Source organism: Cupriavidus sp. DB3, from assembly GCF_020418465.1.
Classification (GTDB): Bacteria; Pseudomonadota; Gammaproteobacteria; order Burkholderiales; family Burkholderiaceae; genus Cupriavidus; species Cupriavidus cauae.
Genome location: NZ_JAIZPL010000010.1, coordinates 2,501 through 15,127 on the forward strand (window position 1 = coordinate 2,501; position 12,627 = coordinate 15,127).

7 protein-coding genes, 2 rRNA genes and 1 pseudogene (1 of these 10 running past the window's edge) are annotated in these 12,627 nt (G+C 65.0%); 6 read left to right on the forward strand and 4 right to left on the reverse strand.

The window, feature by feature from the left end; all coding sequences use genetic code 11:
- From K7G19_RS24240 to K7G19_RS24260, 5 genes and pseudogenes are all read left to right on the forward strand, one after another.
- Positions 1-2,787: ribosomal RNA gene (locus K7G19_RS24240) — 23S ribosomal RNA — on the forward strand; it begins 94 nt to the left of the window's first position.
- Positions 2,788-2,901: 114 nt separating this feature from the next.
- Positions 2,902-3,015, forward strand: a 5S ribosomal RNA gene (rrf, locus tag K7G19_RS24245).
- 254 nt (positions 3,016-3,269) lie between these two features.
- Positions 3,270-3,599 (forward strand): annotated as a pseudogene (locus tag K7G19_RS24250) (GIY-YIG nuclease family protein); the annotation flags it as partial.
- A 206-nt stretch (positions 3,600-3,805) separates the two neighbouring features.
- On the forward strand, positions 3,806-5,281 hold the full coding sequence (locus tag K7G19_RS24255) for a DegQ family serine endoprotease (RefSeq protein WP_226109535.1): 1,476 nt from the start codon (positions 3,806-3,808) through the stop codon (positions 5,279-5,281).
- A gap of 402 nt (positions 5,282-5,683) precedes the next feature.
- Entirely contained in the window at positions 5,684-6,001 is a 318-nt protein-coding gene (locus K7G19_RS24260; protein WP_149320172.1) for a hypothetical protein, read from the forward strand.
- A gap of 69 nt (positions 6,002-6,070) precedes the next feature.
- On the opposite strand, the gene K7G19_RS24265 is transcribed toward K7G19_RS24260, so the two are convergent.
- Both K7G19_RS24265 and K7G19_RS24270 read right to left on the reverse strand, forming a co-directional pair.
- Complete coding sequence (locus K7G19_RS24265) at positions 6,071-7,561, reverse strand: MFS transporter (protein WP_226109567.1); 1,491 nt, start codon at positions 7,559-7,561, stop codon at positions 6,071-6,073.
- Between the two features lie 212 nt (positions 7,562-7,773).
- Entirely contained in the window at positions 7,774-8,262 is a 489-nt protein-coding gene (locus K7G19_RS24270; RefSeq protein WP_149320174.1) for a MarR family winged helix-turn-helix transcriptional regulator, read from the reverse strand.
- Between the two features lie 271 nt (positions 8,263-8,533).
- Between K7G19_RS24270 and K7G19_RS24275 the strand changes: the two genes are divergently transcribed.
- Positions 8,534-9,385, forward strand: a complete 852-nt coding sequence (locus tag K7G19_RS24275) for a phytanoyl-CoA dioxygenase family protein (protein ID WP_149320175.1) — start codon at positions 8,534-8,536, stop codon at positions 9,383-9,385.
- A gap of 195 nt (positions 9,386-9,580) precedes the next feature.
- Here K7G19_RS24275 and K7G19_RS24280 read toward each other — a convergent pair whose 3' ends face one another.
- Positions 9,581-10,444, reverse strand: coding sequence for an IclR family transcriptional regulator (locus K7G19_RS24280; protein ID WP_226109536.1), 864 nt, complete (start codon positions 10,442-10,444; stop codon positions 9,581-9,583).
- Between the two features lie 350 nt (positions 10,445-10,794).
- Positions 10,795-12,372 carry an MFS transporter gene (locus K7G19_RS24285; protein WP_223819435.1) on the reverse strand — a complete coding sequence of 526 codons (1,578 nt, stop codon included), beginning with the start codon at positions 12,370-12,372 and terminating at the stop codon, positions 10,795-10,797.
- Between the last annotated feature and the right edge of the window lie 255 nt (positions 12,373-12,627).

Sequence of the window (12,627 nt, forward strand, 5' to 3'; positions counted from 1 at the left end):
GAGCTTTGATCCGGAGATGTCCGAATGGGGAAACCCGGCCCGTATGGGTCATCCCACACTGAATCCATAGGTGTGGGAAGCGAACGCGGCGAACTGAAACATCTAAGTAGCTGCAGGAACAGAAATCAACCGAGATTCCCAAAGTAGTGGCGAACGAAATGGGATGAGCCTTGTACCTTTTAGCAGTGTGGTTAGCAAAACGGGATGGAAAGCCCGGCCATAGCAGGTGATAGCCCTGTATGCGAAAACCGCGTTGTGGAACTAGGGGTACGACAAGTAGGGCGGGACACGTGAAATCCTGTCTGAAGATGGGGGGACCATCCTCCAAGGCTAAATACTCGTGATCGACCGATAGTGAACCAGTACCGTGAGGGAAAGGCGAAAAGAACCCCGGGAGGGGAGTGAAATAGATCCTGAAACCGCATGCATACAAACAGTCGGAGCCTGGAAACGGGTGACGGCGTACCTTTTGTATAATGGGTCAGCGACTTACATTCAGTGGCAAGCTTAACCGGTTAGGGAAGGCGTAGCGAAAGCGAGTCCGAATAGGGCGATTGAGTCGCTGGGTGTAGACCCGAAACCAGACGATCTATCCATGGCCAGGTTGAAGGTGCGGTAACACGTACTGGAGGACCGAACCCACTAACGTTGAAAAGTTAGGGGATGAGCTGTGGATAGGGGTGAAAGGCTAAACAAGTCTGGAAATAGCTGGTTCTCTCCGAAAACTATTTAGGTAGTGCCTCGTGTCTCACCTTCGGGGGTAGAGCACTGTCATGGTTGGGGGGTCTATTGCTGATTACCCCGCCATAGCAAACTCCGAATACCGAAGAGTGCAATCACGGGAGACAGACATCGGGTGCTAACGTCCGGTGTCAAGAGGGAAACAACCCAGACCGCCAGCTAAGGTCCCCAAGATTGGCTAAGTGGGAAACGAAGTGGGAAGGCTAAAACAGTCAGGAGGTTGGCTTAGAAGCAGCCACCCTTTAAAGAAAGCGTAATAGCTCACTGATCGAGTCGTCCTGCGCGGAAGATGTAACGGGGCTAAGCCAGTCACCGAAGCTGCGGGCGCACCTTGTGTGCGCGGTAGGAGAGCGTTCCGTAAGCCTGTGAAGGTGTCTTGTAAAGGATGCTGGAGGTATCGGAAGTGCGAATGCTGACATGAGTAGCGATAAAGGGGGTGAAAGGCCCCCTCGCCGTAAGCCCAAGGTTTCCTACGCAACGTTCATCGGCGTAGGGTGAGTCGGCCCCTAAGGCGAGGCAGAGATGCGTAGCTGATGGGAAGCAGGTTAATATTCCTGCACCGTCGTATGATGCGATGGGGGGACGGATCGCGGAAGGTTGTCCGGGTGTTGGAAGTCCCGGTCCCTGCATTGGAGAAGGCGCTTTGGCAAATCCGGGCGCAGGATTCAAGGATGTGGGGCGAGCGGCCTAGTGCTGCGAAGCAATCGGAAGGGGTCCCAAGAAAAGCCTCTAAGCTTCAGTCATACGAGACCGTACCGCAAACCGACACAGGTGGGCGAGATGAGTATTCTAAGGCGCTTGAGAGAACTCGGGAGAAGGAACTCGGCAAATTGGTACCGTAACTTCGGGATAAGGTACGCCCTGGTAGCTTGACTGGCCTGCGCCAGAAGGGTGACGGGGTTGCAATAAAATGGTGGCTGCGACTGTTTAATAAAAACACAGCACTCTGCAAACACGAAAGTGGACGTATAGGGTGTGACGCCTGCCCGGTGCCGGAAGATTAAATGATGGGGTGCAAGCTCTTGATTGAAGTCCCGGTAAACGGCGGCCGTAACTATAACGGTCCTAAGGTAGCGAAATTCCTTGTCGGGTAAGTTCCGACCTGCACGAATGGCGTAACGATGGCCACACTGTCTCCTCCCGAGACTCAGCGAAGTTGAAGTGTTTGTGATGATGCAATCTCCCCGCGGCTAGACGGAAAGACCCCATGAACCTTTACTGCAGCTTTGCATTGGACTTTGAACCGATCTGTGTAGGATAGGTGGGAGGCTTTGAAGCGAGGACGCCAGTTCTCGTGGAGCCGTCCTTGAAATACCACCCTGGTTTGTTTGAGGTTCTAACCTAGGCCCGTGAATCCGGGTCGGGGACAGTGCATGGTAGGCAGTTTGACTGGGGCGGTCTCCTCCCAAAGTGTAACGGAGGAGTTCGAAGGTACGCTTGGTACGGTCGGACATCGTACCTAAAGTGCAATGGCAAAAGCGTGCTTAACTGCGAGACCGACAAGTCGAGCAGGTGCGAAAGCAGGACATAGTGATCCGGTGGTTCTGAATGGAAGGGCCATCGCTCAACGGATAAAAGGTACTCTGGGGATAACAGGCTGATACCGCCCAAGAGTTCATATCGACGGCGGTGTTTGGCACCTCGATGTCGGCTCATCTCATCCTGGGGCTGTAGCCGGTCCCAAGGGTATGGCTGTTCGCCATTTAAAGAGGTACGTGAGCTGGGTTTAAAACGTCGTGAGACAGTTTGGTCCCTATCTGCCGTGGGCGTTGGAATCTTGACGGGGGCTGCTCCTAGTACGAGAGGACCGGAGTGGACGTACCGCTGGTGTACCTGTTGTCTCGCCAGAGGCATCGCAGGGTAGCTATGTACGGAAGAGATAACCGCTGAAAGCATCTAAGCGGGAAACTCGCCTGAAGATGAGGATTCCCTGGAGCCTCGAGCTCCTTGAAGGGTCGTTCAAGACCAGGACGTTGATAGGCTGGGTGTGGAAGCGCAGTAATGCGTTAAGCTAACCAGTACTAATTGCCCGTAAGGCTTGATCCTATAACCAGTGCGTTTCAATCCGCTGGTGTTGCCGCATACGTGCCATACAGCACAACCCGACGCTACATCCCAATACGCCAGATTGGCCTCAAGCCAGTCCGGCAACCCTTTATGCCTGGTGACCATAGCAAGTCGGAACCACCCCTTCCCATCCCGAACAGGACCGTGAAACGACTTCGCGCCGATGATAGTGCGGACTACCCGTGTGAAAGTAGGTCATCGCCAGGCTCTCCATCCCCAAGACACCCCAGATCTCACAAGGTCTGGGGTGTTTTGCTTTGCGGCGGCGGAAAGCGACCACAATTGCAGCAGCCGAGCAGCCGAGCAGCCGAGCAGCCGAGCAGCCGAGCAGCCGAGCAGCGAGTAGCCGAGCGGCACAGGCCCAATAACGCCGCTGCAGTCCAATTCAGAGCGCTTTCCTCCTCACCGCAACTGCGGCACAATGCCGGCTTCGCGGCCGCGCCCTCAATCTCGAACCCAAAGTGACCACGCCATCCGACCATTCCTGGTACCTGTACCTGCTCGAATGCGCCGATGGCAGCCTCTATACCGGCATCACCACCGATGTCGCCCGCCGCTTCGCCCAGCATCAGGCCGGCACTGGCGCCCGCTACACGCGCTCGCGTAAACCCATTGCGATCGCCGCCCAGTTGCGCTGTGCCGACCGGGCGGAAGCATCCCGGCTGGAAGCGCTGGTCAAGCGCCTGCATGCCGCCCGCAAACGGGAGCTATGCGAGATGCTGGCCCAAGCCGAGATGCCGGCCTTGCTGGCGTGGCTACGCGAGGGCGGTCGCCGATCCGACGCCGCGGCGTTGCCCTCGAAGTCCTGAATCAATCCTCAATCGAAGCCGCGTGGCGCAGTCAACGGTCCCGGTGGTGACAACCGGCCACCGATCCCGCAGACCCGGCCATCGGTTTCCGGCTATCGCTTTCCTTCCCTTAAGGCTGGTTTAAGTCTCGCCCCCTAGCATGTCCTCGTCGCGCCCGCCGTGGGCGCCGAACCAACGAGGAGAACCAGATGATTCGCCGAACTGTTGCTCGTACGGCCGTTGCCATTGCTGCCCTGGGCGTGTTGGCAGGCGGCTACAACTATCTCCAGAAGGAAGCGGTGTCATCGAGCTATGCCGCGCCGACCCCGGTGACCGCGCAGGTCGGCGCCGCTCCCGCACGCGCGATGGCAACGCCGACCGACTTCTCCGGCATCGTCGACCGCTACGGTCCCGCGGTGGTGAATATCAGCGTGACCGCACGCGCGCAGCGCACCGCGGCGCAGCTGCCGCCGGGCATGGATCCGGACGATCCGATGTTCCAGTTCTTCAAGCGCTTCGGCATCCCGTTCCCGTATGGACCGCAGCCGGAACAGCCGCAACTGGCGCGTGGCCTGGGCTCCGGCTTTATCGTCAGTCCGGACGGCATGATCCTGACCAACGCGCACGTTGTCGACGGTGCGCAGGAAGTCGTCGTCAAGCTGACCGATCGCCGCGAGTTCAAGGCCAAGGTGCTCGGCGTCGACAAGCAGACCGACATCGCGGTGATCAAGATCGACGCGAAGGACCTGCCCACCGTGCAGCTGGGCGACCCGTCGCAGGTGCGCGTCGGCGAGCCGGTGGTCGCGATCGGTTCGCCGTACGGTTTCGAGAACACCGTGACCGCCGGCATCGTCAGCGCGAAGTCGCGCGCGCTGCCGGACGACACCTATGTCCCGTTCATCCAGACCGACGTCGCGGTCAATCCCGGCAACTCGGGCGGTCCGCTGTTCAATCAGCGCGGCGAAGTGATCGGCATCAATTCGCAGATCTACAGCCGGACCGGCGGTTATCAGGGCCTGTCGTTCGCCATCCCGATCGACGTGGCCACCAAGGTTCAGCAGCAGCTGGTCGCGCACGGCAAGGTGACGCGCGGACGCCTGGGCATCGGCGTGCAGGAGGTCAACCAGGCCCTGGCGCAGTCGTTCGGTTTGCCCAAGCCGGCGGGCGCCCTGGTCAATACGGTCGAGCCTGACGGCCCCGCGGCGAAGGCGGGCCTGAAGCCTGGGGATGTGATCGTGCAGATCGGCGACGACCCGGTCGACCGCTCCACCGACCTGCCGGAGCACGTGGCCGACCTGAAGCCGGGTACCGAAACGAAGCTGAAGGTCGTGCGCGAGGGCAAGCCCGTCACGCTGACCGTCAAGGTCGGCGCGGCGAACGAGCAGACCGTCGCGCAGAAGAGCGATGGCGCCGAGTCCGGCGGCAAGCTCGGGCTTGCGGTGCGCCCGCTGTCGCCCGCGGAGCAGCGCGAGAGCGGCATCGCTGGCGGCCTGGTGGTGGAGGGCGCGTCGGGTCCCGCGGCACGCGTCGGCATTCAAGCCGGCGACGTGATCCTCGCCTTCAACGGGACGCCGATCAAGTCGGTCGAGCAATTGCGCACGATGGTGTCGAAGGCCGGCAAAGAGGTCGCACTGCTGGTGCAGCGTGACGACATGCAGCTGTTCGTGCCGATCGAATTGGGCTGATCGAATTGCGCCGATCGATCTCGCTGATCAAATCGCGCAGATCAAGTTGAGCTGACCGAAGGCGCGCAAGGCGTCGCGAATGGGCATCGACAGGCCCGGGCGCGACGCTTTTTTTGTCGGTCAGCTCTCACGCCTCGACGTACACGTCGAGGTGTACCGCAGGTATACGGGCAGGTATACGCCCACGTATACGACCCCGTATACGACCCCGTATACCTGCCGTATACGCGCCCACGTATACGGCAGGTATACGTATACGTACCCACCCGGAAAACGTTGCCCAGAGCGGTTTTCCGGGCTGCATAGCCACACAGGAACGCAATCACGGCGTATCATCACGACTGCGATGCATGACGAGGCATCGGTGCCATCGTCTTGTGGACTCGATCGAAAAGGAAGTCTATGCAGTTGGATCTCACGCGTGCATCTACGGTGACGGCGAACGACCGGGCGCGGCGCATGCCGCGCGCGACGCCGTCGCCCCGTCGTCGCAAGAAGGTAGAGGTCACCTACTGGGAGCGCGGCTATCGTTCCCACTACTACCGCAACGAGCGCGGCGACAAGCTGGGCGAAGTACATCTGTCCGAGCGCGGCGAAGTCCCCGTGGTCTATCGCTGGGCGGCCGGCAACTACTCGGGTGCCGAAGGCTCGCTGGCGCACGCGCGCATGCGCGTCGAAGAGACCGTGGGCTTCGGCATGCGGCAGCTGCCGCTGTTCTGACGACGGCAACGCCGCCGGACAACACCCTCACCTCGACCGCAGCCCCTGCTGCGGTCCCTCGCGGCGCGCTCAATCGAGCCGACGCTGCCACAGCATCGCCGCCGCCGCGCACAGCGCCAGCAGCGCGATCCAGCGATACAGATCCTCGCAAGCCATCAGCCTGGCCTGTTGATCGACCAGCCGCGCCAGCCATGTCAGCGCGAACTGATGCGCATGCGCGGCGTCGAGCCCGCGCGCGGCCAACGTGCCCTCCATCGTGCGCATCCATTGCTCTGTCTGCTCCGGCCGATTGCCGAGCGCGTCGACGATGCCCTGGTGGACCGCGAACTGCCGGTTCTGCAGCAGGATCGCGCCGAGCGCGGAAGCGAACGAGCTGGCGATCTGCCGCATCAGGTTCTTGCTGCGATAGCCGTGCGCAAAATCCTCGACCGATAACGGGCGAAACGTCAGACCCGCGATCGGGATGATCACCATCACGCCGAACAGGCCCTTGCCGACCAGGCCCCACGCGAGCGCGCCGACATCGGCATCGGGCGGCAAGCGCGAGAACCACCACGCCGCGCCGGCCATCACCAGCAGGCCCGCGGTCATCAGCGGCTTCTTGCGGGGCAGGCGCGAAGCGCTCTTCAGATAGATGGCGATGCCCACGAGGCTGACCGCGGCCGACAACGTGTTGAGCCAGCCGGTCGTCTGCAGCGGCAGCCCCAGCGCCTGTTCGGCATAGATCGGAAACAGGTAGCCGCTCAGGTTGTTGATCAGGTAGTAGACGAAATACATCGCCAGGCCGGTCAGGTAAACCGGATGGCGCAGGTTGCGCAGCGCCAGCAGCGGCTTGCCGTGATGCCACTGGTGCCAAAGGAACAGCGCCAGCAGCGCGGCGCCGCTCGCGGCGAGCGCGGCGAGCCGCAACGGGTGCGACAGCACATCGAAGCGCGCCTCGCTCAACGCGGCCTGCAGCGCGACGATGGCGACGCCGAACAGCAGCAGCGGGCCGATCGCGGGGGCCTGCGCGGCGTCGCGCGAGGGCTCCGCATCGGGCAACAGCCACCATGCAGCGATCGCAGCCAGCGCGGCGAAGGGCACCACGCCGTAGAACACGTCCTGCCAGACGCCATGCTCGATCAGCGCGGCGGCAAAGGCCGGGGCCAGCGTCGAGGCGCCGAAGATCCCCAGCATGAAGATGCGCAAGGCACGCGGCCGGTCGGCGGGGGAGAACATCAGATTGACCAGGATACGGCAACTGGTAAACAGCGCACCGCCGCCGAGCCCCCGCAGCAGGCGCGCGGCGGCGAGCTGCGTCACCGAATGGCTGGCCGCGGCGGCCAGCGCCCCGGCAATGAACAGCAGCAGCGCGCCGGTCAGATAGCGGCGATAGCCGAAGCGCTGCGCCAGCCACGGCTGCTTCAGGATCGTCAGCATGCTGCCGACCGCGTAGGCTGCCTGCACCAGCGCGAAGCTGCGCGGATCGCCGTCGATGCCGCCGACGATATGGCTGGCGGCGAAGACGAACATGATGTTCTCGAGGAATTCGACGGCGGTGGCCAGCGCCAGCAGCAGCATCAGCAACGTCTGGCGTTGGCGGTGGCCGAGCAGTTGCGGATGCAGCCGCAGCCCGAGCCCCAGCCCCAATCGCAGCGGCAGCCGCAGCCGCAGCCGTAGCAGTACCCGTAATCGCAGCTGGAGCCCCAGCCGCCACCACAGCCGGCACCACAGCCGGCACCACAGCCGGCTGCGGCGCAGCCGCGTGGACCCGCGCGATACGACCTGCGCGCTCATGATTGCAGCGTGTCCAGATGCTGGTGCAGTTTCGCGAGCGCGCGCGTCGCGCCTGCCAGTCCCGTCTCGCCCAACGGGCCCCATGCTTCCCCGTACGCCGCGTGCACGACCGGCGCGGCGCGCTCGACCAGGCTGCGCCCCGCCGCGGTCAGCCGCAGCTCGAGGCTGCGCCGGTCCTGCGTCGAGGCGCGGCGGCGCAGCAGACCGCGCGCTTCGAGTCCGTCGAGCAGCCGCGTCATCTGTGTGCGGGTCGCATCCAGCGTGGTGCTCAGTTCCGACGGCATGCTCGGCTGGCCTTCGTCAGCGGCCAGCATGCTCAGGCACAGATACTGCGACATGTCGAGATCGAAGGGAGCGAGCGCTTGATCGATATGCGCGCGCAGCAGCCGCGCCGTGCGCATCAGCAGCCGCGAGGCCATGATCAGGTCGCGCGGCGCCTCGGGATGGGCAGCGCAGAAGCGGTCGATGCGGTCTTCGAAGGACATAGTGCGATCCCGGGATATAGTTGCAAACGTAATTATATCGAACGATATCAATTCTCGCCCTGATGCTGCCGATCCGGCCCCGATCCCGGCGCCGATCTCCAGCCCGGCGCCGGCATGCGAGCCAGGACATGCTCCATCCCTAGGCCGCCCGCACACGCCGCGCCCGCTTCTGGCATCATCCGGTTATTGGGGCGCGAACCGTCCCCTTCGCGCCTTGCTGAACCCGCGGCAACGCTAATCGCCTCGCCGCCTTGCCCGTCCCGCTGTCGCCATGACGACCCCTGCCGCTCCCCAAGATCCCGAAGCCACCGGCGACGCCGCCGCACCGCCCGCCACGTCCTCCTTCGACGCACAAGAACTCGAAGCGCTCGCCGCGGCGTTTCACCGCGACGGCTTCGTGGTGTTGCGCGGCCTGGCGGAGCCCGCCCTGTGCGACGCGATGGAGCGCATCGCGCGAGCCCAGCTCGAGGCGGCGGTCGAGCCAGTCGAATACGAGGCCGAACTGGGCTATCCGGGGGCGCCCCGCAGCCGTGACGCTGCGGGCGGTGCGACCGTGCGCCGCCTGCGCCAGGCCTATGACCGCGACCCGGTGTTCCAGCAATGGGCGACCGATCCGCGCGTGGCCACGCTGGTCACCGCGCTGCTCGGCGAGCCGGCGCAGCTGACGCTGGCCCACCACAACTGCGTGATGACCAAGCATCCGACCTATGGCAGCCAGACCGGCTGGCATCGCGACACGCGCTACTGGTCGTTCGCCAGTCCCGAACTGGTGACGGTGTGGCTGGCATTGGGCAACGAGGACGAGCGCAACGGCGCGCTGCGCGTGATACCCGGCTCCCATCGCGTTGCGCTGGAACCGGGGCAGCTCGATGCCGCGGAGTTTCTGGTCGACAGCCATCCGGCCAGCGCGGCGCTGCTGGCGGGGGCGACGCCGCTGTCATTGCAGCGCGGCGACGTGCTGTTCTTCGACAGCCGGCTGTTCCATAGCGCGGGGCAGAACCTGTCCGACGCGGTCAAGCTGTCGGTCGCCTTCGCCTACCTGGGCCTGAGCAACCGGCCGCTGCCCGGCACGCGGTCGGCGCAGCACGGCATGGTCCAGCTGCCGGGCCCGATGGCCAGTTGAAGCGCTGAAGCGCGGAAGCGCGAAAGCGCGGAAGCGCGGAAGAAAACCGGGGAAGGCGTAGCCCTCAGGCCCGCAGGACCACGTGCGCGGCCCTCGGGTGCGTGGCCCTCGGTGCGCGGCCCTCGGGTGCGTGGCCCTCGGCGCGCAGCCCTCGGATTCGCGGCCCTCGGTGCGCAGCCCTCGGATTCGCAACCCTCAGGTGCGCAGGCTGACCAGGTTGGTAATCTTCTCGGACGCTTCCAGCAGCGGCGGCAGGAAACGGCGCACCATTTCCTCGGCGCTGGTGCGGTTGGCCTGGCCGCTGATATTCATCGCGGCAATGACCTGGCCGGCCCGATTGCGGATCGGCGCCGACAGCGACACCAGTCCTTCCTCCAGCTCCTGATCGTTCTGCGCCCATCCCTGTGCGCGGATGCGCGCGATGATCGCCTTCAGCTCGTCGATATCGGTGACCGTGCGCTGCGTGCGCTTGCGCAGATCGCTGGCGTGCAGCACGCGGTCCAGCTCCGTGTCGGACAGCCCGGCCAGCAGCACGCGGCCCATCGACGAGCAATAGGCGGGCAGCCGGCTGCCGATCGACAGATTGATCGTCATGATCTTGCGCGCGGGCACGCGCAGCACGTAGACGATCTCGGTCCCGTCCAGCACCGACACCGAGCAGCTCTCGTGCACCTGCTGCGACAGCGCCTCCATGATCGGCTCGGCCAGGTTCCAGAACGGCATCGACGTCAGATAGGCGAAGCCGAGGTCGAGAATCTTCGGCGTCAGCCGGAACAGCCGGCCGTCGGCCTCGACGTAGCCCAGGCCCACCAGCGTCAGCAGGATGCGCCGCGCGCCGGCACGCGTCAGGCCGCTGGCTTGCGCGATTTCGGTCAGGGTCTGGGCGGGACGCTGCGCGTTGAAGGCGCGGATCACCGACAGCCCGCGTGCGAAGGACTGGACGTAGCTGTCGCTGGGCTTCTCGGCGGTGCCGGTGTTGCCGGTGTTGCCGGCATTTCCGGCGGCCTGGGCGGCGGACGGCTGGGAATCCTTGGAATCGTTCGGGGCGTGGCTGGCCATCGAGGTATACGGCTGGATGCCGAATGCGCACGGAAAGGCCGAAAGAGTAGTGGAAAAGGCCGCAAACCGCCAGAGGGGCATGCCGCAATGCCGCGTTGCGCGACGACCCCGAGGCAGGCACCGCCCGGCCGGGACCCGGGAGCCCCGGAGCCCCGGAGCCCCAGAGACCCAGAGACCCAGAGACCCAGAGACCCGGAGCCCCAGAGACCCAGAGACCCAGAGACCCAGAGACCCAGAGACCCAGAGACCCAGAGACCCAGAGACCCAGGGAACCGGAGACCCGGCGAACCGGCGAACCGGCGAACCGGCGAACCGGCGAACCGGCGACCGGGCACCCCGAATGAGAACCCTCAGCGGAAGCTCTTCTGCACCAGCACGAACGCCGCGATCAGCACGCAGACCAGCGCGAAGCCGTGCAGCAGGTCCATGCCCGCCAGCAAGGTGGCCTGGCGGTCCACCTCCTGCGACAACTGCGCCAGGTCCAGGGCTGACAGCCCGCCGCCCTGCTGCAGGGCGGGCTCGAAGCGCGTCACGTGTTCGACCAGATGGGTGCGGTGCGTGGCCGCGCCTTCCTGCATCCACATGCTGGCCAGCCCGGTGCCCGTCGCCGAGGCGATCTGCTTGCAGACGTTCTTGAACTGGTAGGCGTGGGCGAAGTCCTCGACCGGCAGATCGAGGTAGGTCATCGAGGCCACCTGGATCATCAGCAGCACCGGCGTCAGCCCCTCCAGCAGCACCACCGGCACCAGCGCGTAGTCGGGCGCGCCCGGCATCAGCCGCTGCGACAGCAGCATCGCTGCGCAGGCGTAGACCACCAGGCCGGCCGCGATCACCCGCCGCTTGCGGAACACCATCGCCATGCACAGGGTCAGCACCACCGCGCCGATCGCCGACACGGTGCCGCTGACCGACAGCAGCATGCTGGTGGTGCGAAAGGTCAGGCCCAGCCCGCTCTGCGTCAGCGTCGGCAGCAGATAGGCCCAGATCGCCGACAGCAGGTAGTACAGCGTGTAGAAGCCCAGGCCATACAGATAGCGCCGGCCGAGCAGCCGCGACGGGTCGATCCATGGGTCCTGATGCCGGTGCAGGCGCCAGGCGCAGAACAGCAGCAGCGCCAGCCCGGCCGCGGCCATCAGCGGCATGTGGGGCGTGCTGAAGAAGCGCGTGTAGCGCATCTCCTGCAGCGTGTGCAGCAGCACCAGCGCGCCGGCCGCGGCGCTGAGCGCGGCGGGCCAGTCCAGCGTCGATACCGGCGGATGCGGGTCGCGGGGGCCGCGGCGGGGGTAGGTCAGCGCCACCAGCGCCAGCACCGGCAGCGCGATCACGGCCTGGAACAGGAAGACCGCGCGCCAGCCGATCTCGTCGAGGAAGATGCCGGTCAGCCAGGGCGTCACCGCCAGCAGCCCGAACGAACCCAGGCCGAAACGCAGCAGCAGCGGGGCGCGCTCGGCGGGCGCCGTCAGCAGCTGCACCAGGATGCGCGAGGCCGCGAACAGGCCGCCGGCGCCCAGGCCCTCGACCGTCTTGCCGACGATCAGGCCCGTCGGCGAGCCGGCCTCCGCGCACAGGATCGCGCCGAGCACGAACACCACCAGCGACGCCATCGTGAAGCGCTTGTAGGTGATGCGCCGCGCGATCTGGTCGAGCAGCATGTTCATCAGCACGGCGGCCGCGGCATAGGCGCTGACCGCGTACAGGTAGTCGCTGGGCGTCGCGTTGACGCCGCCCTGGATGTGCTGGCTCGCCACCGCCATCATCAGCGTCGACGAGAAGTCCAGCCCGGTGACCAGTCCCAGCGTCAGCCCGAACGCCGACAGGCGCAGCGGTCCCATCTCGGGGTGAGAGGCGAGGCGCAGCGAAGGTGGCGGGGCGGGGTTCGGGGCAGGATTCGGCGCGGGATGGCCGGCCGGCAGCGGTTGGTGGGGCATGGGCGCCAGCTTAGCGACGCGCGCGTGCGGGAAAAACCGCCTGGGCTGGAAACTTCGTCCGGCTGCCGGAACAATCGGCGCGCGGCCGGATGGAATGCGCAGGGAACGTGCGGGGAGCCCGCAGGGAACGCGTAGAGGCGCATGAGCGCAGCGAGCGCAGGGAGCGCGCGCGAAACGAGCAGGCAACGCGGGCCTTCCGGCATCTGCGTCCAACGCCGGCGCCCATGAAAAAACCGGCCCGCGGGCCGGTTTTCG